The sequence below is a fragment of the Streptomyces fungicidicus genome, from assembly GCF_003665435.1.
Classification (GTDB): Bacteria; Actinomycetota; Actinomycetes; order Streptomycetales; family Streptomycetaceae; genus Streptomyces; species Streptomyces fungicidicus.
Genome location: NZ_CP023407.1, coordinates 5,437,346 through 5,463,080, shown reverse-complemented (window position 1 = coordinate 5,463,080; position 25,735 = coordinate 5,437,346). Strand labels below are relative to the sequence as shown.

Genomic DNA, 25,735 nt, shown 5'->3' with positions numbered 1-25,735 from the left:
ACTCCGCTACTCTTCCTGTTGGTTGCCACCCGGGTTGTCGAGATCACTGTCGACATCCTCGAAGATGTCCATGAAATCGTCCGCGGTGATGCTCTCGAGATTCTTGCCCTGGCTCTTGGCCAGTTCGTCGATGGTGTCCCACAACGCCTGTTCGAGGTCCTCGAAGAGGATCGTCTGGTCCTCCAGGATGCGCACCACCTCGCCCGCGCCCTGCTGGATGACCTTGTTCAGGGCACCACCGCCCACCGCGCTGTTCTCGCCCGCCATGAGGCCGATGACGAGCGGCTTCGCCGCGTCGATCGTCGTGGTCGAGATGCTGTCCGCGATGAACGAGATCGCTGGTCCGGCGGTCGGGCTGTCCTTGAGGATGTTCTCCAGCGTCGTACGGAAGCCGTCGATCTGGTTGTTGATGAAATTCTTCAGGAATGTGCTGTCGAGGACCGTGACGGCCACGTGATCACCCTTCCGTCACCGGCCGGCGTCAGCGGCTGCCGATCCTGATGTCGCCCCACCGCTGCGACAGGTTCTGCTCCGTGTAGCGGTAGTTGGAGGAGATCTCGGTGAGAAGCCCGGAGTGGTTGGCGAGCAGGTTCTTGATGTTCTCGACAGCGTTGTCCCACTTCGCCTGGACCTCGCTGTAGACGTCCCTGTCGTCACCGATCCAGCTGTTGCGGAGCTCGGCCAGCTCCATCTCCAGATTGGCCAGAATGCCCATGATCGCCTGCGACTGGCCGACCATGTCGTCCGCCGCGCCTTCGGCGTGGTTGTAGTCGACGTAGATGTAGCCGTCTGAGAAGTCCATCTCAAATCCCCGAATCAGTTCGTCGACGTGTTGGTGCCGTTGAGCTCGTCGAAGACCGCCGTGGAGCGCGAGTACTCCGCGTCGATCGCGTCGTTGCTGGATCCCTGCACGAGTCCGTGCTCGCGGAGGGTGCCGTTGAGCTCGTCGACCATCCGGTCCAGGTTGATCAGGATGGTGTCGACGTGCTCGTCCCACTGCTCCAGCAACTTCTTGTACTTCCCGCCGTCCGCACCCCCGTAGTTGGAGGCGAGGGTGTGCGACGTGGACTGGACGTCCTGCTGACAGCGCTGAACTCCACTGAAGGCCTGCTCCAGCGCCATGATCCCATTACGGGTGGCGCGTTCTTCGGACTGCTGCATGGCCATGAGGAAACTCCCTTTACGGCGGAACTCACCGGGCGGTGACCCCATGTCACCCCGCGGGCAGACAGGGTGTTCCCGCGCTCACGACTGACTCGCGGGGCCATGGGACGGCCAGATGCTATGCAGGCCGCAAGTTGTTTGGCAATTGCCTGCCAAATCTCGAAACCCTCTGCCGGAAAGCTCAATTGAGCGAGGAATGGGAATTCACGCCGCTCAGGTGAGCGGGGCGGCCAAGGGGGCCGGACAGATCGGGCATCGGCGTCGCCCCGCGGACGCCGCCGGGTGCCCGGCTTAACGCGAGGTGACCGGGCGGCCGCCAAGAATTCGCTTTCCGGCCCATTGCCGGAGGGCCCGGACGGGCCCTCCCGCGCCCGCTACCGCCCGGGGCAGCGCAGCGTCACCCGCGCCTCGCCCGCGGCCGCCGCCTCGGGGGTCAGATCCGGGCCGCTGGGCAGCATGGCCAGCATCGGGGACGGCATCGTCCGCGCCTCGACGCCCTCGTACCCCAGCGCCTTCACCGCCTCCTGGGACAGCAGCCGGTACTTCACGCCCTCGTCCGTCACCAGGTACGTGGTGTCGCCCAGTGCGCTGCCGCTCGCGCTCAACGCCCGCACCAGCGCGCCCTTCCCGGCCCGCACCGCGATGGAGTCGACCTTCAGGCAACCGGGTTCGACCTCGGGCGCCGGCGCCTGCACGGCCTCGGGCAGGGCGCTCCCGGGCAGCACCGAGGCGCCCACCCGCACACCGGCGGCCGCGGAGTCGACCTCGGCGCAGGCCACGGAGCCGGTGGCGACGGAGACCGCCTTCGGCGGCTTCGCCGGCAGCCTGGACGAACCCGCCCCCGAGGCGCCCGCGTCGGGGGCGAGATGCCCGGCCAGGGTGTCCGCGCCGAGCGTCGCCACGGTCGCGGCCCCGCCGTCGTACGCCTTCTCGCGTGTCCGCGGGTCGCCCAGCAGGAGGGTCGCGCCCGTGTCGGTGAGCGGGACGAGCCCTTCCCGGGTGAGCAGGTGGTAGCGGGCGGCGGAGCCGGGCACGTCGACCCGGAAGAGCTGTCCGATCCTGGTGCTCCGCCCGGCCAGTTCGGGTCCCTTCTCGCCCTGTCCGGGCACCTCGGCGGGGGCCAGGTCGGGGCCCAGCGGGAAGGCGTCGAGGAACGCCGCGGACACCGGGCGCGGGGTGACACCGCCGTACCCGAGGGCCTCGGCGGCCTTCGCCCCGCGGTCCAGACGCAGCCGGCTGCCCTGCCACAGCAGATACGTGGAGTCGTCCGGGCCCGCCACCAGCAGGCCGTCGCCCTCGCCCAGCTGTCTGCCGCCGGGCACGTCCTGCGGCGCGTCGGCGCCGAGGGCGAGCGTCGTGGTCGCCGTGACCACGCCCGTCGTCCGGGGAAGGACGCCGGAACACACCAGCCAGGGCGTGCGGTCCAGGTCGTCCGTGGCCGGCAGGGCCTCGGGCCCGTCGGGGATGCCGACGGGCGTGCCGTGCGGGGTGCCGGCGAGCGAGGAGGTGCCCACCGTCGTGACGCCGATCTCGCCGCCGGTGACGAGCCGGGCCGACGCGTGGTTGCGCACCGGGCGGAGCCGCCCGTCCAGGTAGAGGTAGCGCGCGCCGGTCTGCTTGTCGACGATCAGGTTCTCCCCCGACCGCCACGAGTCGTTGCCGCCGGGCCTGATCAGTCCGAAGACGAACGCGCCGGCGCACACCAGCACGGCGATGATCACGCCTATCGCCGCGCCGCGGTTGGTCCGGCCCAGCGGGCTCTCCGGGGCGTCGGGCTCGGCGCGCAGCATGGCCGAGGCCAGCCGCCCCATGATGAAGAGGTGCGCCTGCACCTGGTCGCGTTTGCTGTGCATGGTCGCCGTTCTCCCGGGTCAGCCGTTGATGCCGCGGAGCAGGCCGTAGACGCCCATCGACCAGAGCGTCAGCGGCAGGATGCTGATGGCGGCGAGCGAGTGCAGCAGCTCGGCCGCGCGGCCCCAGTAGGGGACGAGCCGGCGCCCGGGCACGGTCCACGAGGCGATGACGATCGCGGCCGCCAGCCCCATCAGCCCGGCCGTCAGGGTCAGCCGGTCCGCCGGGGCGACGGAGCGCGCGGACGTGAACAGCAGCAGGGCCACGCCCCAGGCGCCGGCGGTGGTCAGCGCCAGCCGCTGCCAGACGTTGCCCAGCCCCCGGCTGTGCAGCAGCAGCAGGAGCGACAGGGCCACCACGGTGAGGATCTCGGCGAGGCCGGGCGCGGACATCAGCGCCACCAGGCAGGGCAGGCACACCAGGCCGATGGCGCCGTAGAGGGCGGTCATCCAGCCGTCCGCCAGCGCCGACCGGGCGTCGACGTCCGAGGAGGAGTACGGGTCGATGCCCTGCTGCAGCTGCTGGACGTTGGTCGGCAGCGGCGGCATCCGCATGCCGGCCAGCCGGAACGACAGGGAGGGCACGAAACCGCCGAAGAGCACCACCACGACGGCGACCACTCCGGCCGCCTGTTCCGGCGCCAGGTCCAGGGTGATCAGACCGGCGCCCAGCGCCCCGGCCGCCGCGACGCAGGCCGCGCCGATGAACAGCGCCGGGTACACGCCGACCGCAGCCAGGGCCAGCACCGCCCCCGCGCCGCCGGCCGCGGACGCCGCCAGCAGCCGCGCGCCGAGCACGGCCTCGCCGTCGGCGCCGCCCAGTTCTCCGCCGGGCAGCAGCCAGCCCGCGAGCGCGAAGTAGGGGGCCGCCATCAGGCCGAGCACCGAACCCGCTCCGGCGTCCCCGACGGCACGGGAGGCGGAGCCGGCCCCGGCGATCAGCAGCAGTCCGGCGGCCGAGGCGGCGACCGCCCGCATCCAGCCCGCCGTCCCCGGCATGGCCAGCAGCACGATGCCCAGCGCGAGGGTGGCCACGGCCAGTCCGCGCAGCAGCCGCCGCCCGGCCTCCGCGCTCCAGCCGTGCGGTCTGCGGCCCATGCCGTCGGAGATGCCGTCGACGAGGTCGTCGATGTGCACCTCGGGCAGGGCCTCGGTGCGGGGCCGCAGATAAAGCTCCTCTCCGTCCCGCAGACCGAGGGAGTCCAAGGTACTCTCGGGGTCGAGCGGTGGACCGCCGAGGCGTTGGAGCACCCAACCACCGTGCTCCAGACCGGATTCCTCCAGGTCGTCCCCTCCGTAACCGATCACAGCGGGCAGCAGATCGGCGACGGGGACGTCGGAGGGCACGGCCAGGTCGACGGTCCTGGCCGGAGCACGTACGGTGACGCGGCACAGGCTTGCCGTCTGAGTCTCAGTCATGGGCTCGGGATTCACACTTTCTGGCGGACCACGCAACTACGCGGTGGCTGGAAGGTGGCAGCGGCACACCGGTCGGTCGCCGAACGCGACGGAAAAGTCGGACGGGGCATGCGCCGACGAGTTTGACCGTACGCCGCGCTTTTCGCAACACCACTCCGGGAGTTCAGCGTTACGGAACCCCATGGCCATTTTCCCGCCGCCGTCGCGCGGGACCCTGACACTTTACGAAAATCCCGCGACGTACCCGCGACGTTCCCGTGGAATTTCCTTCCGAAATCATTGAGGAGGACGTTCGTTGAGCGTGATCCTGTTCCGCCGGCCGGCCCGCCGTAAAGGACCGGAAATGCCGTCGGGGGAACTGAGTCTGCAGGAGCCGCCGACGCTTCCGGAAGTAGTGCCGGACAGTTCCGCGGTGTGGACGTATCTGCCGATGGCGCTGATGTCGGTCTCGATGATGCTGATGTTCATGCGGCCGGGGATGAGCCGGGACAGCGGCGGATTCATCTACATCGCGCTCGGTGTGATGGTGATCGCGTCGGCGGGCATGATGCTCGGCCAGGTGATGCGCCGCAACGGCGAGCGCAAGCAGCGGATGAAGGGCGAGCGCCGCGACTACCTGCGCTATCTGCGGCAGACCCGGCGCATGGTGCGGGCGTCCATCGTGGAGCAGCAGCGCGCTCTCGCCTGGCGGCATCCCGAGCCCGACGCGCTGTCGTCGCTGGTGCGCAGCACCCGGCTGTGGGAACGGCGGGCGTCCGACGAGGACTTCGGCGAGGTCCGGATGGGCGTGGGCGACCAGCGTCTGGCGATGAAGCTGACGCCGCTGTCGACCAAGCCCGTCGAGGACCTGGAGCCGCTGTCGGCGCACGCGCTACGCAGCTTCACCCGGGCGTACTCCACCGTCCGGGACCAGCCCATCGCGATCTATCTGCGGGCCTGGTCGAAGGTGCTGTTCCGCGGGGACGAGGAGCGGATACGCGCCCAGATCCGGGCGTTGCTCGCGCAGTTGGCGGTGTTCCACTCCCCCGACGACCTGTGGATCGCGCTGTGCGTCTCGGACGAGCGGCGCGCGGAGTGGGAGTGGGCGAAGTGGCTGCCGCACAGTCTGCACCGGCACGAGGAGGACGGCGCCGGACCGGCCCGCCTGATCGCCTCGGCCTTCACCGAGCTGGAGAACCTGCTCGGCGCGGAGTTCCTGGAGCGTCCCGGCGCCGACCCGGACGCGGTGCCGGGGCGCGAGGAGCCGTACACGGTCGTCGTGATCGACGGCTGCACGGTGCCGGCGGGGCACCGCTTCGACGGGCACGGCTTCCGCAACGCGGTGGTGCTCGACCTGACGGGGGCACTCGCCTGGAAGCCGGGGCGGACCACGCTGCGCCTGGAGGTGGACGGGGACGGGGTCGCGCTGGTGCGCACCGACCGCGACCGCAAGGAGCAGTCGACCGTGCTCGGCCGGCCCGACCGGCTGAGCACGGTCGGCGCGCTGGCGCTCGCCCGGCTGCTGGCGCCGTACCGGATGAGTGTGGGCGGCGACGACTCCAAGCCGCTCGCCAACGACGTCGAGCTGACCTCGCTGCTCAACATCCCGGACCTGCACCGGCACGACCCGGCCACGCTGTGGGAGCGGGCGACCGGCAGTGCCCGGTTGCGGGTGCCGATCGCGGTGAGCGGTGAGGGCAGGCCGGTGGAGCTGGACATCAAGGAGTCCGCGCAGGGCGGCACCGGACCGCACGGCATGCTCATCGGCGCCACCGGCTCCGGCAAGAGCGAGCTGCTGCGCACCCTGGTGCTGGCGCTGGCGCTGACCAACTCCTCCGAGACGCTGAACTTCGTCCTCGTCGACTTCAAGGGCGGCGCCACCTTCCTCGGCCTCGACGAACTCCCGCACACCTCGGCGGTCATCACCAACCTCGCCGACGAGGTGGCGCTGGTCGCCCGGATGCAGGACGCCCTGCACGGGGAGCTGATCCGGCGGCAGGAGCTGCTGCGCGCGGCCGGCCACTACACCTCCGCGCTGGAGTACGAGAAGGCACGGCAGTCCGGGACGCCCCTGCAGCCGCTGCCCAGCCTGTTCGTGGTGGTCGACGAGTTCAGCGAACTGCTCGCCTCGCACCGCGACTTCATGGAGCTGTTCGTGATGATCGGCCGGCTCGGGCGCAGCCTCGGGGTGCATCTGCTGCTCGCCTCGCAGCGGCTGGACGAGGGCCGGATGCACCAGCTGGAGAGCCATCTGTCGTACCGGATCGGTCTGCGGACGTTCTCCGCGATGGAGAGCCGGGGCGTGCTGGGCGTGCCGGACGCCTACGAGCTGCCCGCGCAGCCGGGCGCCGGGTTCCTCAAGAGCGGCGTCGACGCGCTGACCCGGTTCCGGGCCGCGTACGTGTCGGGGCCGTACGAGCGGCGCCGGGCCGTCGTGCGGGCGCAGGTGGCGCGCCAGGTGGTGCCGTGGACGGCGGAGTGGGTGGTGCCGCGCGCGCCCGCCGACCCGGACCTCGCGGGCGACCCCGACGGTACGCCGCCGGAGGCCGAGCCGGACGGCGAGGGGGACGGTGGGGACGGCGGCGGGGAGACGCTGCTGTCGGTGGCGCTCGACCGGCTGCGCGGTGCGGGACCGCCCGCCCACCAGGTGTGGCTGCCGCCGCTGGGCCGGCCGGCCACCCTGGACCAGATCCTGCCCCCGCTGTCACCCGATCCGCGGTACGGCCTCACCACGGCGGACTGGCCGCTGCGGGGGCGGCTCACCGTGCCGGTGGGGGTCGTGGACCGTCCCTTCGACCAGCTGCGCGACCTGCTGACGGTGGACCTGTCGGCGGCCGGCGGCCACGTGGCCATCGCCGGGGGCCCGCAGAGCGGCAAGAGCACCCTGCTGCGGACCCTCATCACCGCGCTGGCCCTCACCCACACGCCGCGCGAAGTGCAGTTCTACTGCCTGGACTTCGGCGGCGGCACACTGGCCGCGCTGGACGAGCTGCCGCACATGAGCGGCGTCGCGGCGCGGGTCGACACCGAACGGGTGGGCCGGACGATCGCGGAGGTCACCACGCTGCTCGCCCGGCGGGAGAGGTTCTTCCTGGAGCACGGCATCGACTCCATGGCCACCTACCGCAAGCGGCGCGCGGCGGGCGAGTTCGCCGACGAGCCGCACGGGGACGTCTTCCTCGCCATCGACGGCTGGGCCACCGTGCGCCAGGACTTCGACCGGCACATCCCCACGTTCAACGCGCTCGCCGCGCGCGGGCTCAACTACGGCGTCCATCTGCTGGTCACCACCGCCCGCTGGGTGGAGCTGTCGTCCTCGGTGCGCGACCAGACCGGGACGCGGCTGGAGCTGCGGATGGGCGATCCGATGGACTCGCAGATCGACTCCCGGAAGGCGGCGACCATCCCGCGCAGCGCGGGGCGGGGGCTGACCTCGGACAAGCTGCACTATCTGTCGGCCCTGCCGCGCGTCGACGGGGTGGAGGACGCCGACGACCTCGCGGACGGGGTGGCGGGGCTGGTCGCCGCGATCGGCGAGAACTGGACGGGTCCTGCCGCGCCGCGGGTGCGGATGCTGCCGGCGAACCTGCCGGTGGAGGAGCTGCCGGAGCCGGAGGGCGAGCAGGGTCTGCGGATCGCGATCGGACTCGACGAGAACGAACTCGCGCCGGTGTGGCACGACTTCACCGAGAACCCGCATCTGATCGTGGTGGGTGACACGGAGAGCGGCAAGACGAACCTGCTGCGGCTGGTCGCGCGGGGCATCACCGAGCGGTACACGCCGGCCGAGGCGCGGATCATGACGGTCGACTACCGGCGGGAGCTGGTGGAGAGCGTCCCGGAGGCGTACCGGCTCGGGCATGCGGTCTCCCTCGACATGCTGCGGGAGCTGGTGGACGGGGCGGCGCGGGCGGTCAAGCAGCGGGTTCCCGGGGAGGACATCGCTCCGTCGCGGATGCGGCTGTGCGACTGGTGGCAGGGGCCGCGGCTGTTCATCCTGGTCGACGACTACGACATGGTGGGCAGCGGGCCGATGGCGCAGCCGTTCGCTCCGCTGCTGGACCATCTGGCGCTGGGGCACGAGGTGGGGTTGCACCTGGTGGTGGCGCGGTCGTCGGCGGGGGCCGGGCGGGGGCTCAACGAGGCGTTGCTGCGGCGGCTGCAGGAGGTCAACACGCCGGGCCTGCTGATGTCGTGCCCGCCGAGTGAGGGGTATCTGTTCGGGAGTGTGAAGGGGCGGGAGCTGATTCCGGGGCGGGCGGTTCGGATCGCCCGGCGGAAGACGTTGCAGGTGCAGACGGGGTTCGTCGAGGGTGCGTGGTGAGGCGGGCCGGTGGTGCCGTTGGCGGCGGGGGCCGGTGCGTGTATGGGTGCGGGTGCCGGGTGGGCCGGGGCTCGTGGGGTGCGCCGGGTGGGGGTGGGCCGGGGGGTGGTCGCGCGGCCCGGCGCTCACGGGGTGCCGTCGCGCCCACCCGTGCCGCCCCAGCGGCACGACTGCCCGCGGGAACGCAAGAGCGAGAGCGGAAGCCCGCGGGGACGACCGCGCGGAAACCCACGGAGACGGGGGCGCGGGAGCCCGCAGGGACGACCGCGCGGAAGCCCGCGGGGACGGGGGCGTGGGAGCCCGTGGGGGTATGTAGGGCCGTGGGGGTGGGGTGGCTAGGGGGTTGTCGGGGGGTGCCAGTTGCGGGTGCGGCCTCGGGGGATCACTGCTGCCAGGGCTGCCAGGAGGAGGACCGCTGCCAGGGCCGCGGCCGCGATCGTCAGGGCACGGTTGTGGGGGGTCGGGTCGGTGGCGGGCGGCATCTGCGCGGGGGCCGGAGTGTGGGCGGGGGGCGCCGTGCGGTCGCCGAGGAGGGACAGGGCCGCGTACGGGTCGAGGCGGGGGATGTCCGACGGGTAGGCGGTGTCGAGCAGCCGGCGGGTGACCTCCTCCGCCGTGAGTTCGGGGTGGTACGCGCGGACGAGGGCCGCGGCGCCCGCGACGCCCGCCGCGGCCAGCGAGGCGCCGGAGCCGATGTAGTGGCCGGAGCCCTCGGGGCCGACGCTGACCACCTCGCTGCCCGGCGCGGACAGCTCCGGGTCGTGGGCGGGCGGCGCGTTCTCCTGCCGTGCGCCGCCGGGGCCGAAGTCCACGACGGCCAGCGCTCCGGGCGCGGCGGCCGGCCAGTACGGCCCCTCGGGCATCTCGCCGTCGGGCCCGAGCTCCTCGCGGGGCACGGCGTCCGGGGCTGCGGGGGCGACGACCAGCGCGTCCCGCCGTGTGGCGTGGGCGACGGCCGCGGTGAGTTCGGCCTTGCCGGTGCGCAGGGCCTGCCCGACGTAGATGACCTGCGCGCCGCGGTCCGCCGCCGTCCGGATCCCGGCGGCCACGCGTGCCGGCGAGGGCGCCCCGCGGTCGTCGGTGCCGGACAGGGCGAGGATCTCCGCCTGCGGGGCGACCCCGGTGATGCCGCTGCCCTTCTCCGGGGCGGCGGCGATCAGCCCGGCGGCGAACGTGCCGTGGCCCAGGCAGTCCTCGTCCGCCCCGCCGACGGCCTCCACCCTGCCGGACAGGCTGGGGACGCCGGAGGCGACTCCGCTGTCGACGACCGCGACGGTCACCCCGCCGCCGCGGGAGATCCGCTGGGCCCGGGACAGGCCGAGCGCCGTCTGCGACCACGCCGTTCCGGCGGCCGTCCGGTCCGAGGCCCCGGTGCACGGGTTGCCCTCGCCGAGCCGGACGGGCAGCGGGGGCAGCAGCGTGGCGCCCGGGCCGTCGGCACCGGGACCCGCCGACGGCGCGGCGGGCGCGGCGGGGAGGGCGTAGGCCGGTCCGACGGTGGCCGGCAGGGCCACGGCGACCGCCAGCACGAGGCCCGCACCCCGACCTTTCATCACATTCCGCATAGCCCGCATGATATGCACACAAGATGTTCGGCGCACAACGCCAACTACCGCAGCAGCACAAGGAGGTTCGAGGCGTGGCACGGCAAATACTCACGGTCGGCCCGGAACGGTCGGACGGCTTCCAGACGATCGGTGAGGCACTGGCCCAGGCCCGCACCGGGGCGGTGATCCGGGTCCGTCCCGGCCGCTACGCCGAGAACCTCGTCATCCGGCACCGGGTGACGATCGTCGGCGAGGGCGATCCGGGCACCGTCGAGCTCTGCCCGCGGGACGGCACCGCCGTCACCCTCATGGCCGACGCCGTGATGCTCAGCGCCCTGACCCTCCGGGGCCGCGACAAGGAGGCCGCGGTCGTCGACGTACCGGCCGGTCAGGCCGCCCTCGACGGCTGCACCGTGACCGGCGCCGGCTGGACGGCGCTCCTGGTCCGCGGCAAGGGCTCGCTGGCCGCCCGCGGCTGCCGGATCGGCAACCCGGGCGGCGCCGGACTCGTCGACTCGTCGGAGAGCGAAAGCATCGTCGAGGACTGCGTGTTCGAGAACTTCGGCACCTCGGCGGTGGTGATCGGCGAGACCGCCGCGCCCCTCGTCCGCGACTGCCGCATCCGGGGCGCGCGGGCCAACGGCGTCCTGGCGAGCGGCGAGGCCCGCGGCACCGTGGAGGGCTGCGACATCTCCGGCACCGACAAGCCCGCCATCGCCCTGGAGGGCCACAGCTCCACCCGCGTGCTGCGGTGCGCCGTGCACCACACCTCGGTGGGCCTGCTGGTGACCAGCATGTCCCGCCCGGAGATCGAGGAGACGTCCTTCGAGTCCATCGCGCAGAGCGGCATCGTCATCTCCGGCGGCGCCGACCCGGTGCTCAGCGGCTGCGTCACCCGGCGCACCAAGACCAGCGGGCTGCTGGTCCTGGACCGTTCGCGCGGGACCCTGGAGGGCTGCTCCTTCCACGGATCCACCGAGGCCGCCGTGCGGGTCGTCGAGGGCAGCGCCCCGCTGCTGCGGGACACCGTGGTGAGCGACTGCGCCGACACCGCCGGGGCGGTGCAGCTCTGGGACGACTCCACGGCCGAGTTCGAGCGCCTGGAGGTCCTGGACGCGGCGGGCGTCGGCATCTCGGTGCGCACCGCCGCCAACCCCCTGCTGCGCCGCGCGCGGGTCACCGGATCCGGCGGCCACGGCATCGAGTTCGGCGACGACGCCCGGGGCCGCCTGGAGCACTGCGAGGTCGAGTCCGCCGGGGGCTGCGCGCTGAGCATCGACGACGACTCCGACCCCGAGATCGGCGACACCGTGCTCACCTCGGCCGCCCGCTCGGGCGTCCTCGTCGGCGAACGCGGCCGGGGCACCCTGCGGGACTGCGAGATCGGCGACAGCGCGGACGCCGGGGTCAGCGTGCGGGACGGCGCGGAGATCACCCTGGAGCGGGTCCGGGTGCACGGTTCCAGGGCGCACGGCGTCCAGGTGTCGCGCGGCGGCCGGGCCACTCTCAACTCCTGCGAGATCAGCGGCAGTACGGGCGACGGCGTGCGGATAGACAGCGCCGAGCCGGTCGACGTCACCCGCTGCGTCGTACGCGACAACCGCGGCGCGGGACTGCGCCAGAGCCGCGCGGGTGAACGTCTCACGGTCGAGCTGCTGACCAGCGCGGACAACGGCCTGCCGGACAGCTGGGGCGAGTCGGCCGGGGCCGGCGGCGAGGACGGCGCCCCGGGCGGCCCCGGCGAGGCGCGGGAACCCGAGGGCCCGCTGGCCGAACTGGAGTCGCTGGTCGGCCTGGACAACGTCAAGCACCAGGTGAACACGCTGGTCAACCTGAACCAGCTCGCGGAGCGCCGGCGCCGGCTCGGCATGCCGGTCCCGTCGATGAGCCGGCACCTGATCTTCGCGGGGCCGCCCGGCACCGGCAAGACCACCGTCGCCCGCCTCTACGGCAGCATCCTCGCCGACCTGGGTGTGCTCAGAAGCGGGCATCTGGTCGAGGTCGCCCGCGCCGACCTGGTCGCGCAGGTCATCGGCGGCACGGCCATCAAGACCACCGAGGCGTTCAACAGCGCTCTGGGCGGCGTGCTGTTCATCGACGAGGCGTACACCCTCACCGTCGAGGGGACGTCCAACGACTTCGGCCGGGAGGCCGTCGACACCCTGCTGAAGCTGATGGAGGACCACCGCGACGACGTGGTCGTGGTGGCGGCCGGCTACTCCGAGCAGATGGAGTCGTTCCTGACCGCCAACCCCGGACTCGCCTCCCGCTTCACCCGCACCGTCGAGTTCGGCAACTACGCGGTGGACGAACTGGTGACGATCACCGAAAGCCTCTGCCACCGCCACCAGTTCGAGCTCGGTCCGCTCACCCGGGAGGCCCTCGCCGTGCGCTTCGAGCGGATGACGCGCGACGCGACCTTCGGCAACGGCCGCGCGGCCCGCGCCGTGTTCGAGGACATGGTGGACCGGCAGGCGTTCCGGCTCGCGGCCATGACCGACCCGGCCGAGAACGATCTGACCCTGCTGCTGCCGGCGGACGTCGGCGACGCGGAGGCGGCGGCCGTCGGCGGGACCGCGGAGGACGCCGCCGACCCGTCCGACCCGATGGCCGAACTCACCGCCATGGTGGGGCTCGCCGCCGTGAAGCGGGAGGTGTCCGACCTGGTCAGTCTGCTGACCAACGCCCGGCAGCGGGTCGCGGCGGGGCTGCCCGCCCCCCGGATCAGCAACCACCTCGTCTTCAGCGGGCCGCCCGGCACCGGCAAGACCACCGTCGCCCGGCTGTACGCGAGGCTCCTGCACTCGCTGGGAGTGCTCCCCCGCGACTCCCTGGTGGAGGTGGCCCGGGCGGACCTGGTGGGCCAGTACGTCGGCCACACCGCCCAGCGCACCAAGGACGTCTTCACCGGCGCGCTGGGCGGCGTGCTGTTCATCGACGAGGCGTACACCCTGACCCCCGAGGGGTCGTCCAACGACTTCGGCCGGGAAGCCGTCGACACCCTGCTGAAGCTGATGGAGGACCACCGCGACGAGATCGTGGTCGTCGTCGCCGGGTACACCGGTGAGATGGAGCGCTTCCTCGCCTCCAACCCCGGCCTGACGTCGCGGTTCTCCAAGTTCGTGACGTTCGAGGACTACAGCACGGACGAGCTGGTCACCATCGTGTCCCGGCACGCCGCCGCCTCCGGGTACGAGTGCGCCGAGCCGACCCTCGCGGCGCTGCGCGCCCATGTGGACGGCATCCCGCGCGACCGGTCCTTCGGCAACGCGCGGCTCGCCCGGCAGCTGCTGGAGTCGATGATGACGAGCCAGGCCCGCCGGCTGGGCGGGCTGGCCTCGCCCAGCCTCGCCGACCTCACCACGCTGCTCCCGCAGGATCTGCCGCCGGGGCGGCGGCAGGGGGCCGCCCTGTGATCCGCTGAAGGGGAACGCCCGCCGGTCCGCGCCGGCGGGCGTCCGCTGCGCCGGGGCGCCCCTCACACGTTGAACCTGACGGCCTCCAGCCAGAACTGCGGCTCCGTCGAACCGCCGAACACCCAGCCCTTGGACGACTCGCACGCCAGGCCGCCCCAGCCGCGCTCGCCCAGCTTGTGGTTCTGGCAGACGTTGCCCGCCTCGACGCCGATGGTGAAGCCGCTGAGGTTCGGCGCGCCGGCGGCGGCGCTGCCCAGGTACAGGTCCGTGCCGTCGGCGGCGCCCGACCACTCGGTCGTCCAGCCGTCCTTCTGGATGAACTCGTTGCCGTTCACCCGCTTGGCGTCCGCCACCGCGATGTTGATGGCGGTGATGGGCCGCCCCTTGCCCTCCTGGCCCGCGGTGGCCCCGTCGCACACGGGGGCGGTCCAGCCGGAGCCCTTCACGTGGACCCGGTAGCAGATGTGCCGACCGGGGTTCGACGCGGCCATCCGCTGGACGGCGTAAGCGGCGGTGTTCGGCGGGAGCTTGGGGGCCTTGCGCTCCCGCACCTGGGTCTCGGCCTTCTCCGTCGCCACCTCGGTCGGCTTCTCGACCGGGGCCGAACTCGGCGTGCTCGGCGCGGACTTCTTGACGACGGAGCTGCTCGGCGCGGCGGACGGCTTCGCGGTGGACGGCTCCGGTGTGGGCTCCGCCGGGGCGTAGTCGCCCTTCGGCGCCTCCAGGGGCTCCTCCTCGAGGAGGGTGTCCGACCCGGCGGCCACCGCCACGTTGTCCTTCTTCGGCTCCGAGTCGTCCGTGGCCCAGATGAGCAGCGGTACCGCGAGGAGGACCACGCCCGCGATGCCGGCCGCGGCGAGCAGGGGCTTCTTCGGGTTGCCGGACGGCGGCCCGTCCGCACCGGACGCGGTGGCGGTGGCTGTGGCGGTGGCTGTGGCCGCCCCGTCCGCTCCGCCGACCCCGCGGGCACGGGTGTCGGGGGCGGCCTGCCCGGTGGCGGCGGGCTCGGCGGGGGCGGCCGTGGTGTCCGGTTCCTCGGCGGCCGCGGCCGTGGTTGCGGGCCGCTCGGGGGCGGCCTCGCTCTCGGGGGTCTCCGGGGCCGGTCGTGCGGTCTGCGCTCCCTCGTTCCCGCCCTCGCCCGGCTCCGGGGCGGCGGTGCGCCGCGCGGCCGGTGCCAGCATCGGTCCGGGGTCGGCTGCCGCCGACCCGAGGGAGACGGCCCTGCGGACGGACGAACCGCCCGTGCCGTCCGGCCCTTCGGGGGACGGCGGTTTCTGTGGTGCCATCATTCTCCTTGAGTTGTGGGGGGCGAACGGCGGTGGTGCGGTGCTCGCCGCTCGCTATCCGTCCTGGCCCACGGGTCCGGAGCAGCGTTCCGGCCACTCCGTCGCCCCGCCGGCCCGGAAGCCCTTGGCGAGCGCCTCCTCGAGGTGCGCGAGCGCCTTGAGGTCCAGGCCGCTCAGTTCCTCCGACCCGTCCATGTAGGCGGTCGCGTTGCCCGGGAGCTCACGCAGCAGTACGACGGAGGGGCCGGCGGGCACGGTCCGTACCGCCAGCACCCGGAAGCCGGTCCCCGGCACGAAGACGATCTCCTCGTACGACTCCGGGTCACCGCCCGGCCGGTCGAGCAGTTGCCGTACCTTGCGCCCGGTGACGGACCAGATCGCGTACCGCACGCCGGCTCCGGCGGGGACCGCCGAGGTGCCGGCCAGGGCGCTGACCGGGGCGGGGTCCTGCAGCAGCGCGCCGACCGGGGGTTCGGGTCCGTCGGCGTCCCCGCCGCGCAGGGCTACGCCCCGGTAGGAGGGCAGCCGCCGCAGGGCGGACGCCAGACAGCCGGCGTAGGGCAGCAGCCGCCCCTCGCCGGCACGCAGGTCGCGGGTCAACTCGCGGTGGTGAAGCGGCCCTTCGTCCGCGGTGAGGTAGGCGTGCGCGGCGACCAGATCGGTACGGGCGGCCTCCAGTTCGTGGCCGCGCAGGGCGGGCATGCGGGTGAGCACCCGGGACACCGCGGCGGCGTGCCCCTCCCAGGCACCGGCCGCGGCATCCCGAAACGCGGCACGCTCGGCCACCCCGCTGACATGCCCCGGCACAAAGGGCAGAGCCGCACGACCCCGCCCCCACCCGGTCGACCGCACCCCGGCCACAGAGGCAGTGCCCGCCCGGACCACCGCCCCTCCGGCCACCGGCTCCTGCGGACCTTCCGACACAACGTCCGACGACACCCCGACACCACCGGCCCGCTCACCACCAGCGCCCACGGCCACCCCGCCGTCACCCCCGGCACGCACCCCGACCGCGGACACCACACCCGACCGGGCCCCAGCCCCGACCGGGCCTTCCTCCACGACATCCGGCGCCCCGCCTCCACCAGCGCCCGCGGTCGCCCCGCTGTCATCCCCGGCACGCGCCCCGGCTGCAGGGGCAGGGCCCGTCCGGACCACCGCCCCCTGCGGGCCTTCCCGCACAACGTCCGGCGGTACGCCGACACCGACGGCCCGACCCCGCTCACTGTCAGCACCGGCGCGCGACCCGTCCGCAGAGGCAACGCGCGGCCGGGGTTCCTCCACGACGTCCGGCGTTGCGGCGGCCGGGTCCGCCTCGGCGAGCTTCCCCTCCCCCGCCGCGCCGGGCACGCCCGGCCGTCCGGCGGCACCGTCCGCGCCCTCCGCAGGAGAGCTCACCGTCTCCCCGGGGCCTGCCGCCGACGAACCCGCGGCTTCCGTGTTCTCTTCAGCGGAATCGCCCGGCTGAACGGGGAGTTCGGCCGGCCCTCCGTCCGGGGCCGCGGCGGACGTGGGCGCCTCGGCGCCCGAACCGGCCCGGCGGGACGGCGCGGTCTGGCCGGACTCGGCGGCCCCCCGGCCGCCACCGACCCCACCGCGGGGCTCGACCGACGGCGCAGCAGCCGCCGTACCGGACTCGCGGGCCACCGCGCCGGGCGATGAACCCCGGCCGGGCTCGATGGCGTGCGGACCGTCGGAAGCCGCACCCGGGCGTCGAGCCGCCCCACCGCCGGACGCACCAGCGCCGCCCGCCGCAGCCCGCCGCGCCGGGTCGCCGCCGGAGGGGCGAGGCCCAGCCGGCGGAGCGGCAGCCGTGCCCGGTCCGGGGGCGACCCCACGCCCGGATGTACCGGCGGCCATGACGGAGGAAGGAGCCGCAACACCCGACGCCCCGGCCTGACCAGGCTCAACCCCCGGCTCGGCAGCGCCGCCCGCAGCAACCCTCCCCGCATGCCCGCGAGTCTGCGCAGCCTCCCCGGACCCGACCGTCACCGGGTCGCCGCCGCTGCCGGGGCGGCGGGCGGCCGCACCAGCGGCGGGGCCCGGGCGGCCGGCTGTCACGGCCGGCCTGCCGGCCGTGACGTAGCGGATGCCGGGGATGCCGTGCTCGGCGGCCAGGCGGCGCAGCGCGCCGTCGCCGGTGAGGAGCCTGCCGCGGACCAGCAGGGTGGTGCGTGACCGGACGTCCGTCCCGAGGCCGCGCAGCAGCCGGGACAGCGCGGGCAGCAGGGAGCCGTCCAACGGCTGCCCCGGCATGCCCAGTTCGATGGCGCACACCTCCGGGTCGACGGCCGGCCCGAGCGGACCGGGCCGGGGGCCGTCCGGCGCCCACAGGGCGAGGCCGGCCCGGGTCACCGACGCCTGCCAGCGGTCCGTCAGCCGTACCGTGCCCCGTTCGCTGCCGCCGAGTATCCAGTCGGGCGGGTGGAGTCCCACCGGCCTGGGCACGGGGGCCCGCCCCTCGGCGTCGACCGGTCCGCAGACCACGGCCGACACGAACGGCCGCCAGCTGGGCCTGCCGTCCCGCCCCACCAGCGTCGGCCGGGCGGCCGTGCCGGGCGGTGCGTGGTCGTCGAGCAGCGGCAGGCCGGTGAGTACCTCCACCTCGGTTCCCAGCCGGTCGGCGACCGACTGCCCGAGCCGGAGCAGATCGCGCCGGCCGCCCGGCGCGAGCCGTGCGCGGGAGCGCTCCGCCGCCGGCAGCCCGGCGAGCACCGCGGCCACCTCGTCGGCCGCGACGTCCTCCGCGTGCGGGGCGCCCACCAGCACCGTGAGACGCTCGAAGTCGACGGGCACGGAGAAGCACAGGTCGTCGGGGGCGGGGCCGGGCGCCTCGGCCGGGCGGATCAGCACGCCCGCCGGTACGCGCTCCACTACGCAGCCGCCGGACGTGCGCACGGGGACCCCGTCCAGCGCCTCCTCCCAGTCGGGCGCCGGGGCACGCCGCCCCAGTCTCCGGGGTTCCGCGCCGGGCGCGAACCGCCACCAGCCGCATCCGGGGCGGGAGTCGCCGTGGACGAACAGCGCGCCCCCGGGGGTGATCAGCACGGCCCCGTCCGGGGCGGTCACCTCCAGTTCCCAGGCGTCCGCGATCCGGCGGGCGACGCAGGGCCGGTCCGGCCGGTCGTCACCGGCGCCGGACATGACGAGCCGGATCCTGCCGGTGCCGCGCGCGCGGAGGGAGTCCAGCAGCGCGCCCAGCCGTGCCCAGTGGTCGGCGCCGGGCGCCCCGCCCCCGTCGGCGGAGCCGACGATCACCGTGACGACGTCCTCCTCCCGGCCGACGGCGCCCGCCACTTCGGCGAGGACCTCCAGGGGGAACGAGTCGTCCTCGACCGAGCGCACCAGCAGCACCCCGTCGACGTCCTCGACCGGCGGACCACCGCCCGCACCACCCGCACCGCCCCCGGCGCTTCCGGAGCCCCCGCCGTTCCCGCCGTTCCCGCCGTTGCCGGCGGCCGGGCTCCCCGGACCGCGCCCGGCGCCCGGACCCGACCTGCGCCCCCGGCCGGGAAGCACCGACGACCAGCGGCTCACGCGTCCGTCCCCCGGATCGGCCGGACCGCCTCGGTGAGCACCCGCGCGGTGCCGACGGCGGCGGCGGGCGCGGGCGGCCGCTCCCCGGCCGCACCGGCCCGCACCGCCTCGCGCACCGTGTCGGGGTCGAGCAGCATGCTCACCACCGCCGACGGGTTCAGGTACAGCACGTGTCCCTCGGGGACGCGCTCCAGAAGGTCTTCGGTGCCGACGAGTTCGAACGCGTAGCGTCCCGCCGTGTGCAGGAACACCGACGAGGTGAACACCGGCACCACCGGCGTCCCGTCCGGCGCCGTCGCGCTCAGGGGCCCGCCGCCCGGCGCCGTCAGCACGGCCACCTCGCGGCCCGCCAGCGCGGCCGGCACCGCCTCCCCGGGCCCGTATCCGGTGGAGGCGAGCTGGACGGCGCGGTCCACCTCGTCCTCGGGTACGAGCCAGTCCAGCGCACGCGGGGACGGCCGGTAATCGGGGTTGTCCTCCCACTCGACGATCTCGCCGTCGAGGCCGGACCGCCACCGTCCGGTCATCGCCCACTCCGGGGGTTTGCCCTCCCCGGACCACATCGGGTCGACCACGCCCAGCCAGTGGTCGGGGGCGAGGCGGCCCGCCTCGCGGATGTCGTCCGGAACGGGCGGAAGCTCCTCGTCCTGCAAGCTCATCGCGGTCCTCGTTCGGTGGTTCGGGGCGACGGGGCGGTCCCCGGCGGGTCGTCCGGGCCGTCCTGCCAGAGCAGGCGGCGCGCGGTCGTGGCGTCCATGACGACGCCGGTGAGCAGTCCGGACCTCAGCGCGGCGCGGACCGCCGCGGTGCCGCGTCCGCCGGCCGAGACGCCGATCAGCTCGTTCACGCCCCGGAGTCGGGCGGCGCTCACGGAGATCATGCGGGCGTCCAGTTCCGTGGCGACCGGCAGGCCGGCCGCGTCCAGGACCTGTCCGCCCACCTCGGCGCACGCCCCCGCCTCCCGGAGCGTCTCCCGCTCCGGCTCGGACAGGGCGCCGTACACCGTGGCGTGCGGGCCGTCCCAGGCGGCGATGCCGACGACGGCCTTGGTGACCAGGCCGAAGCGTTCCAGGGTGTCAGCGGTCGCGGGCTGGCTGCGCAGCACCGCGGCGGTCGTCGCGTCGGGCAGCAGGAGCGGGGTGTGGAGCGGGTACGCCCTGCCGCCGCCCGCCGCGGCGGTACGGCGGACCGCGGCGATCGCGGCGTCGTGGGCGAGGTCCCGCCCGCGCACCCCGGTCAGCTGGACCACGTCGCACAGCGGCAGCCGGGTGACCGCCTCGCTGAGCGCGTCCACGGCGTGGCTGCCGTCCAGCCCGAGGACGTCGCCCTCCTCGGCGATCTCGGAGAGCAGCCGGGCCGCCGCCGTGCCGAGCCAGCGGCCGGTGTGGCGCTGGTCCGCGGGCGCCGTCGCGCCGCCCTCGCCGCGGGACACGTTGACGACGATGCCGTGCCGGAGCCCGAACCGCTCGCTCAGCGCCCGCCCGAGCGGGACGTCGATCTCGGCGGGGACGGTGATGTCGATCCGCACGATGTCGTGGGCCACGGCGGCGTCGAGCAGACGGGCCACCTTGAACCGGCTGATGCCGAACTCCTCGGCGATCTCCACCTTCGACCGGTTCTCCAGGTAGAAGCGCCTGGCGACGGCGGCGGCGAGGAGCGTGTCGATCGGCGCGGTGAACGCCACCACCTCGGCCGGTTCGGCCATGTCGTCTCTCCGCGCTCTCGTCGTTGCACCAACTCACGCCATTCCTATGGCTAGTTCATATGTGCGAGGTGAGCAGAACATGACGGAGAAGCGACTTGGGAGTGACACCAGGGTCCACGGTGACGGCTGAGGGAGAAGAATCCCCCTCCCCGGACGGGTCGCCCGTGCCGGGACGGGGAAGGAATCATTCAACTCCCCTCCCTCCACCAGCACCTCAGGGAGCTCCATGCTGCGCGGTATCGACGTGAGTGCGTATCAGTCGTCCTCGTACGACACCGACGGCCTGTCCTTCGTCTTCATCAAGGCGACGGAGGGCCGTTCGTACACCAGCCCAAGACTCGCCGCCCAGACGAAGACGGCCCGCGACGCCGGACTGGTCGTCGGCTTCTACCACTTCCTCTGGCCGGGCAACCTCACGGCCCAGGCGGAGTACTTCGTGAGCAAGGCCCCGGAGAAGCGGGGCGACATCCTCGCCGTCGACTGGGAGACCACGGGCGAGGGCACCCACGCGAGCAACGCGGAGAAGGACCGCTTCATCCGCAAGGTGAAGGAACTACGGCCCCATCACCGGGTGATCCTCTACGCCAACAGGCACTTCTGGCTCAACGTCGACACCACCTCCTACGCCGGCGACGGCCTGTGGATCGCCGACTACGTCACCGCCGGGGAGCCCCGCATCCGGGCGAAGTGGCGCTTCCACCAGTACACCGACGACCCGCTGGACAAGAACGTGGCGGACTTCTCCAGCAGGTCGGCGCTGCGGGAATGGGCCGGAGCGGACTAGCCCCTGAACTCCGGCTTGCGCTCCGGCGAGGCCTCGGCCAGCGCCTTGGTGACGGACACGACGTCCGCGCGCAGTCCGTAGACCGGGGTGTCGGGCTGCTGGCGCCAGGAGTCGTCGATGCCGCCCGCGTCCACGGTGTCGAAGCCGAGCTCCTCGATCAGGGCCCGGACCTTGCGCTTGGCCGCCTCGTCGTCACCGGCGACGGGCAGCGCCATCCGGCCGGGGTCGCCGGCGGGGCGGTGGCGGTCCAGGATGTCCTGGGCGTACGTGCCGTTGAAGGCCTTGATCACGGGGTGGCCGATCTGCCGTTCCGTCCAGCGGCTCTCCGTGACGCCCTCGTCCTCGATGCCCGCGATCCTGCCGTCGCGCTGCCGGGGGTAGTAGTTGCCGGTGTCGATGACGGCCACACCCTCCGCGGCCTCGTCGAACAGGCCGGACGGCAGGTCGGGGACGGCCTTCAGCGGGACGGTGACGACGACGATCTCGGCGCCGCGCGCCGCGTCCTCGGCCCGTACCGGTGTCGCGCCGGTCTCCTCCGCCAGGCCGGTGAGCGTCTCGGGGCCGCGTGAATTGGCGACGGAGACGTCATGGCCGAGGGCGGTGAGCCGCCGGGTGAGGTTGCCCCCGATGTTGCCCGCCCCGATGATGCCGATCTTCATGTCGCTCGCCTCGCCCTTCCGGGGATCGGTGTCCGCTTCGGTTCCTTACGGGAACCGTCATGGTCGACACCAACCCCCGGGACGGGCGGGCTATTCCGGACCTACTTGTTCAAGTGGGCCCAGAACTCGTCGAACGACAGGACCTTGTCCCCGTTCAGGTCCCGGGACCCGATCACGGCCTCCGCGACCGCCTCGGTGACGTTCCAGTCGCCGCCCTGGGCCAGGGCGGCCTTGAACTCGGCAGCGGTGATGAACCCGTCCCCGTCCGTGTCGATCCGCTCGAACTGCTTGCGCGCTTCCTCGATGTCCGCCACCGATCCGCCCCTCATCCCGTACTTCGCCGTGCTGACGTAGGTCAGATTATCCGGCGGTCCGAGCCCTCAGTGCGGCGACCACCCACCCGAACTCCGCCTCGTGGGACGACGGCGGCTCCAGGCCGTTCACGAGCGCGGACAGCTCGCGGTAGCGGGCGAGGCGTACGTTCGTCGCCGCCGAGAGACGCTCCAGCACGACGGCCGGGTCGGCGTCCCCGATCAGCTCGCGCAGCACACCGGCGGCCCGCGCCGAATCCGGCGCGACGCCCTCCCGCACGGCCTGGCCCGCGAGCCGGACCAGCCGGCTCATGAACCACAGGGAGCTGCCGGAGGGGACGTCCGGCCCCCGGTCCGCCGCGTTGAACTCGATCATCCTGCGCATCGTCGCCCGGAACTCCGGGTCCTGGATCAGCTCGGCCAGCTCCACCCAGGCGTCCACCTGCTCGGGGGTGGGGTCGTCGGGCAGGTCGGCCGCGGCGAACCGCAGACGCCGGCGGATGTCCGGGTCCGCCGCGTCGATGCCGTCGAAGACCTCCGCCATGAAGTCCTCGATGATGCGTCTGCGCTCGGCCGTCGACAGTCGGGCCAGCTTGTTCATGAGCGTCATCTCCTCAGCGTTCGAGCCGCGTCGTGCCACGGTCGACAGCACCGCACGCGTCACCCTCAGTGACCGGATCTGCGCGTCCAGCGCGGTCACGTGCGCCGCCGCGACCCGCGCGACCGTGGTCTCACCGGTGAGCACCCGGCGTACGTCGTGCAGGCCGAGGCCCAGCTCGCGCAGGGTGCGGATCAGCTCCAGACGGGCGGCGGACCCGGCGTCGTAGAGCCGGTAGCCGCCCGCGGAACGGGTCACCGGGGGCAGGGCGCCCTCGTCGGACCAGTAGCGGATGGTGCGCACGGACAGTCCGGTGGCCCGGGCGAGCTCGCCGATGGTGAGAAGTCCGGTGCCGTCGTCGATCATGTCTGCGAGTCTGTGCCTTCCAGTGGGTGGAGACTCAAGGAGCACGGGTGAGGGACACACTGCGGACCATTCTCGACGCGGCCGCACGGGGCGTCTTCCCGGCGACGGACGGCGGTACGACGGTGGTGCCGCAGCCGTCGGGGCGGGACGCGGGGGTGCTGGCGTTCACGGCGCACTCGGTGGTCTTCACGGACGAGGACCCGGCGTGGGTGCGGCGCACGCTGGCAGGGGCGGACTGCGACGCGCTCGCCGCCACGATGAACGTCCGCTTCCTGGCCGCCTTCATGGAGCGCACCGGGCGCCGTACGGACACGATCGACGTGATGACGGTGGCGCCACCGCTGCCGGACGGCCCCCCGCTCGCCCTGGAGGAGGTCGGCGACCCCGCGCACCCCCGGGTGGTGAGCGCCCGGGCACGCCGGGACGACGTACGGGTGTGGACGGCGGAGGGCGGTGTGCTGGTGCTGGGCCGCGGGATCGCCGGACGGCTGGAGGCGGCCGTGGAGGTGCCGGAGGAGGCGCGGCACCGTGGCCTGGGCCGGCGGCTGGCGCTGGCGGCCCGGCGGCTGGCCGGGGACGAACCGGTGTGGGCGCAGATCTCGCCGGGCAACGCGCGCAGTCTGCGGGCGTTCCAGGCGGCCGGATACCGGCCGGTCGGCTCGGAGGCGCTGTTCCTGCGCCGCTAGGACATGCCTGGCAGGCGGCAATTGTCAGACAGCCCTGGGACGGCGCGCCGCCGTCAGCGGTCCAGGACCCGCATCTCGAACCAGGTGGTCTTGCCGCGGGGCAGCAGGTCGACGCCCCAGCGGTCGGCGAGCTCGTCGACGAGGAAGAGGCCCCGGCCGCTGACGTCCATGTCCTGGACGGGCATGAGACAGGGCAGTCCGCGGGAGGGGTCGCGGACCTCGATCCGGATCCAGCCGCGCCGGTGGCGCATCCGGAGGCCGAAGACGCGGGCGCCGGTGTGCCGTACGGCGTTGCCGACCAGTTCGGAGACGAGCAGGACGGCGTCCTCGGTGAGGGCGGGGGTGAGGCCCCACTCCCGCAGGACGACCACCTGGACGAGCCGGCGGGCGGTGGCGGCGGACTCGGGACGGGACGGCAGCGGAACTTCGGCTTCCGTCGGGTTGCCGTACAACTCCAGCGCCTTCAGGGCGCGTTCGTCCTCGACCGTCGGCGACCAGCGCGACACGGTCACACGTCCGTCTCCCCGCGGCTGTTCCTTGCCCTCCAGCCCCGCCATGCCCCCATCATGGCCGCGCGAGGGGGGCTCCGGGGCGGTTCCCGGGGAATACGCCCCCCCTGCGCCCTCGTCCGGCAAGGAGCCACCGGCATATGCCTGTGGCACTTCCGGGCCTTCGAAGGCCCGCCCTGCCTGCGGAAACGGCTCGCTCTCCGGCAATCGACGGGCTCCCTCGACACGAACGGCTTAAGGGTGCACCAAGGCTCCCATAATCCGCCCCGCCGAGAGAGCCGAATCAGACATCGTGTCAATTGCAAGCCCGGTAGCGAAATTCCCGCGCGATTACAGGAACTTCGCCTTGCCGGGTCCCTCCTCGACGAAGCTGCGCATCCCCCGCTCCCGGTCCTCGGTGGCGAACAGGCCCGCGAACCAGTTCCGCTCGACGGCCAGGCCGGTGTCGATGTCGGTCTCGAGTCCGGTGTCGACCGACTCCTTCGCCGCGCGCAGCGCCATCGCCGGCCCCTGGGCCAGCTTCGCGGCCCACGCGTGCGCCTGCGCGTAGACCTCCTCGGCGGGCACCACCCGGTCCACCAGGCCCAGCGCCAGCGCCTCGTCGGCCCGCACCTGGCGGCCCGTGAAGATGAGATCCTTGGCCCTGGAGGGCCCGATCAGCCGGGACAGCCGCTGGGTGCCGCCCGCACCCGGGATCAGGCCGAGCAGGATCTCCGGCTGGCCCAGCTTGGCGTTCTCCCCGGCGATCCGGTAGTCGGCGCAGAGCGCCAGCTCACAGCCACCCCCGAGCGCGTAGCCGGTGACGGCGGCCACGACCGGCTTGGGGATGCGGGCCACGGCGGTGAAGGAGTCCTGGAGCGCCTTGGACCGCAGCACCATGGCCGCGTGGTCCATGGCCTGCATCTCCTTGATGTCCGCGCCCGCCGCGAACACCTTCTCCCCGCCGTAGATCACCACGGCACGCACGTCCTCGCGCCGCGCGGCCTCCTCGGCGAGCTCCTTCAACCGGTCCTGCGTGGCGACGTCCAGCGCGTTCATCGGCGGCCGGTCCAGCCGCAGCGTGCCAACACCTTCGGCGACTTCGAGATGTACGGTCATGCCCCGCAGGTTAGCGGGCGTTCACACCCGGGGACACCACGGGTGCCGCACGGAAGAACGCCCGCGGCCGGCCACCCCTCACGCCGTGTCCCGGCGAGGGGTGACCGGCCGGGGACCGCACCGGGCCCGCCGTGGCGGGCCCGGACCGGTCAGTCGGTCGGGTCGGGCATGATTTCCCGGACCTCCTGCGCGCAGCGGCACGCGGCGGCGATCCTGGCGGCCCACTCCAGGGCCTCCTCACGGGAGGGCACGTCGATGACCGAGAAGCCGCCGAGCACCGCCTTGGTCTCCGGGTACGGGCCGTCGGCGACGGTCCCGTCGGTGGCCACGACGCTCGCCCGCTGGCTCTCCAGTCCGCCGCCGAAGACCCACACGCCGGCGTCCCGGGCCTCCCGCACCACCGCCTGCGAGGCCTCGGCCACCGCGGGCAGCTCCTCCTCGGGGAAGGTCATCGCGCCGTCGTCGAACGAGATCAGGTACCGCGTCATGCGTCGCTC

General features: G+C 73.7%; 19 protein-coding genes and 1 pseudogene. 4 read left to right on the top strand and 16 right to left on the bottom strand.

The features are described 5' to 3' along the window. Positions 1–6 precede the first annotated feature (6 nt). From CNQ36_RS25075 to eccD, 5 genes are all read right to left on the bottom strand, one after another. The gene (locus tag CNQ36_RS25075) at positions 7–453 is read right to left on the bottom strand and encodes a type VII secretion system-associated protein (protein WP_121547620.1); all 447 of its coding nucleotides are present in this window, start codon (positions 451–453) and stop codon (positions 7–9) included. Positions 454–481: 28 nt separating this feature from the next. Further along, entirely contained in the window at positions 482–802 is a 321-nt protein-coding gene (locus CNQ36_RS25070) for a WXG100 family type VII secretion target (RefSeq protein WP_121547619.1), read from the bottom strand. A gap of 14 nt (positions 803–816) precedes the next feature. Continuing rightward, positions 817–1,167, bottom strand: a complete 351-nt coding sequence (locus CNQ36_RS25065) for a hypothetical protein (RefSeq protein ID WP_040906091.1) — start codon at positions 1,165–1,167, stop codon at positions 817–819. Positions 1,168–1,538: 371 nt separating this feature from the next. After that, on the bottom strand, positions 1,539–3,017 hold the full coding sequence (gene eccB, locus CNQ36_RS25060) for a type VII secretion protein EccB (protein ID WP_121547618.1): 1,479 nt from the start codon (positions 3,015–3,017) through the stop codon (positions 1,539–1,541). An 18-nt stretch (positions 3,018–3,035) separates the two neighbouring features. Then, entirely contained in the window at positions 3,036–4,433 is a 1,398-nt protein-coding gene (gene eccD, locus CNQ36_RS25055) for a type VII secretion integral membrane protein EccD (protein ID WP_121547617.1), read from the bottom strand. 343 nt (positions 4,434–4,776) lie between these two features. Here eccD and eccCa point away from each other — a divergent pair, with 343 nt between their 5' ends. Next, the gene (gene eccCa / locus CNQ36_RS25050) at positions 4,777–8,736 is read left to right on the top strand and encodes a type VII secretion protein EccCa (RefSeq protein WP_121547616.1); all 3,960 of its coding nucleotides are present in this window, start codon (positions 4,777–4,779) and stop codon (positions 8,734–8,736) included. Positions 8,737–9,071: 335 nt separating this feature from the next. On the opposite strand, the gene CNQ36_RS25045 is transcribed toward eccCa, so the two are convergent. Further along, on the bottom strand, positions 9,072–10,301 hold the full coding sequence (locus CNQ36_RS25045; RefSeq protein ID WP_228313068.1) for a S8 family serine peptidase: 1,230 nt from the start codon (positions 10,299–10,301) through the stop codon (positions 9,072–9,074). Between the two features lie 74 nt (positions 10,302–10,375). Between CNQ36_RS25045 and CNQ36_RS25040 the strand changes: the two genes are divergently transcribed. After that, positions 10,376–13,699, top strand: coding sequence for a right-handed parallel beta-helix repeat-containing protein (locus CNQ36_RS25040; protein WP_121547614.1), 3,324 nt, complete (start codon positions 10,376–10,378; stop codon positions 13,697–13,699). 62 nt (positions 13,700–13,761) lie between these two features. On the opposite strand, the gene CNQ36_RS35610 is transcribed toward CNQ36_RS25040, so the two are convergent. From CNQ36_RS35610 to CNQ36_RS25020, 4 genes are read right to left on the bottom strand one after another with little or no spacing between them, the layout of a single operon-like run. Next, positions 13,762–14,985 (bottom strand): hypothetical protein, encoded by a 1,224-nt coding sequence (locus tag CNQ36_RS35610; RefSeq protein WP_163013365.1) that lies wholly within the window; start codon positions 14,983–14,985, stop codon positions 13,762–13,764. A gap of 54 nt (positions 14,986–15,039) precedes the next feature. After that, entirely contained in the window at positions 15,040–18,522 is a 3,483-nt protein-coding gene (locus tag CNQ36_RS25030; protein ID WP_163013364.1) for a hypothetical protein, read from the bottom strand. Then, positions 18,519–19,181, bottom strand: coding sequence for a type VII secretion system-associated protein (locus CNQ36_RS25025; RefSeq protein WP_121547611.1), 663 nt, complete (start codon positions 19,179–19,181; stop codon positions 18,519–18,521). Before CNQ36_RS25025 ends, CNQ36_RS25030 begins: the two co-directional genes overlap by 4 nt. Continuing rightward, positions 19,178–20,227, bottom strand: a complete 1,050-nt coding sequence (locus CNQ36_RS25020) for a sugar-binding transcriptional regulator (protein ID WP_121547610.1) — start codon at positions 20,225–20,227, stop codon at positions 19,178–19,180. The genes CNQ36_RS25025 and CNQ36_RS25020 overlap by 4 nt, the downstream gene beginning before the upstream one ends. Before the next feature lie 226 nt (positions 20,228–20,453). On the opposite strand from CNQ36_RS25020, the gene CNQ36_RS25015 reads away from it, so the two are divergent. Next, the gene (locus tag CNQ36_RS25015) at positions 20,454–21,011 is read left to right on the top strand and encodes a glycoside hydrolase family 25 protein (protein ID WP_121547609.1); all 558 of its coding nucleotides are present in this window, start codon (positions 20,454–20,456) and stop codon (positions 21,009–21,011) included. Here the strand turns inward: CNQ36_RS25015 and CNQ36_RS25010 are convergent. The 3 genes and pseudogenes from CNQ36_RS25010 to CNQ36_RS25000 form a co-directional block, all read right to left on the bottom strand. Next, a pseudogene (locus tag CNQ36_RS25010) lies at positions 21,008–21,682 on the bottom strand (NADPH-dependent F420 reductase); the annotation flags it as partial. The gene CNQ36_RS25015 and the pseudogene CNQ36_RS25010 overlap by 4 nt on opposite strands. Positions 21,683–21,771: 89 nt before the next feature. After that, on the bottom strand, positions 21,772–21,984 hold the full coding sequence (locus tag CNQ36_RS25005) for an EF-hand domain-containing protein (RefSeq protein WP_121547607.1): 213 nt from the start codon (positions 21,982–21,984) through the stop codon (positions 21,772–21,774). A 46-nt stretch (positions 21,985–22,030) separates the two neighbouring features. Beyond that, on the bottom strand, positions 22,031–22,945 hold the full coding sequence (locus tag CNQ36_RS25000) for a helix-turn-helix domain-containing protein (RefSeq protein ID WP_121547606.1): 915 nt from the start codon (positions 22,943–22,945) through the stop codon (positions 22,031–22,033). Positions 22,946–22,992: 47 nt separating this feature from the next. On the opposite strand from CNQ36_RS25000, the gene CNQ36_RS24995 reads away from it, so the two are divergent. Beyond that, entirely contained in the window at positions 22,993–23,631 is a 639-nt protein-coding gene (locus tag CNQ36_RS24995) for a GNAT family N-acetyltransferase (RefSeq protein ID WP_121547605.1), read from the top strand. A gap of 53 nt (positions 23,632–23,684) precedes the next feature. Here CNQ36_RS24995 and CNQ36_RS24990 read toward each other — a convergent pair whose 3' ends face one another. The 3 genes from CNQ36_RS24990 to CNQ36_RS24980 form a co-directional block, all read right to left on the bottom strand. Beyond that, positions 23,685–24,293: an ATP-binding protein gene (locus tag CNQ36_RS24990; RefSeq protein WP_163013363.1), complete on the bottom strand. Its 609-nt coding sequence runs from the start codon at positions 24,291–24,293 to the stop codon at positions 23,685–23,687. A 177-nt stretch (positions 24,294–24,470) separates the two neighbouring features. After that, on the bottom strand, positions 24,471–25,238 hold the full coding sequence (locus CNQ36_RS24985; RefSeq protein ID WP_004925262.1) for an enoyl-CoA hydratase/isomerase family protein: 768 nt from the start codon (positions 25,236–25,238) through the stop codon (positions 24,471–24,473). A gap of 149 nt (positions 25,239–25,387) precedes the next feature. Then, positions 25,388–25,726 carry a YciI family protein gene (locus CNQ36_RS24980; protein WP_121547603.1) on the bottom strand — a complete coding sequence of 113 codons (339 nt, stop codon included), beginning with the start codon at positions 25,724–25,726 and terminating at the stop codon, positions 25,388–25,390. Between the last annotated feature and the right edge of the window lie 9 nt (positions 25,727–25,735).

Excerpts from the sequence above, each read along its gene's own strand:
- CNQ36_RS25070 (WP_121547619.1), bottom strand. The coding sequence starts at position 802 with ATGGACTTCTCAGACGGCTACATCTACGTCGACTACAACCACGCCGAA.
- CNQ36_RS25065 (WP_040906091.1), bottom strand. The coding sequence starts at position 1,167 with ATGGCCATGCAGCAGTCCGAAGAACGCGCCACCCGTAATGGGATCATG.
- eccB (WP_121547618.1), bottom strand. The coding sequence starts at position 3,017 with ATGCACAGCAAACGCGACCAGGTGCAGGCGCACCTCTTCATCATGGGG.
- eccD (WP_121547617.1), bottom strand. The coding sequence starts at position 4,433 with ATGACTGAGACTCAGACGGCAAGCCTGTGCCGCGTCACCGTACGTGCT.
- eccCa (WP_121547616.1), top strand. The coding sequence starts at position 4,777 with ATGCCGTCGGGGGAACTGAGTCTGCAGGAGCCGCCGACGCTTCCGGAA.
- CNQ36_RS25045 (WP_228313068.1), bottom strand. The coding sequence starts at position 10,301 with ATGCGGAATGTGATGAAAGGTCGGGGTGCGGGCCTCGTGCTGGCGGTC.
- CNQ36_RS35610 (WP_163013365.1), bottom strand. The coding sequence starts at position 14,985 with ATGGCACCACAGAAACCGCCGTCCCCCGAAGGGCCGGACGGCACGGGC.
- CNQ36_RS25025 (WP_121547611.1), bottom strand. The coding sequence starts at position 19,181 with ATGAGCTTGCAGGACGAGGAGCTTCCGCCCGTTCCGGACGACATCCGC.
- CNQ36_RS25020 (WP_121547610.1), bottom strand. The coding sequence starts at position 20,227 with ATGGCCGAACCGGCCGAGGTGGTGGCGTTCACCGCGCCGATCGACACG.
- CNQ36_RS25015 (WP_121547609.1), top strand. The coding sequence starts at position 20,454 with ATGCTGCGCGGTATCGACGTGAGTGCGTATCAGTCGTCCTCGTACGAC.
- CNQ36_RS25000 (WP_121547606.1), bottom strand. The coding sequence starts at position 22,945 with ATGATCGACGACGGCACCGGACTTCTCACCATCGGCGAGCTCGCCCGG.
- CNQ36_RS24985 (WP_004925262.1), bottom strand. The coding sequence starts at position 25,238 with ATGACCGTACATCTCGAAGTCGCCGAAGGTGTTGGCACGCTGCGGCTG.
- CNQ36_RS24980 (WP_121547603.1), bottom strand. The coding sequence starts at position 25,726 with ATGACGCGGTACCTGATCTCGTTCGACGACGGCGCGATGACCTTCCCC.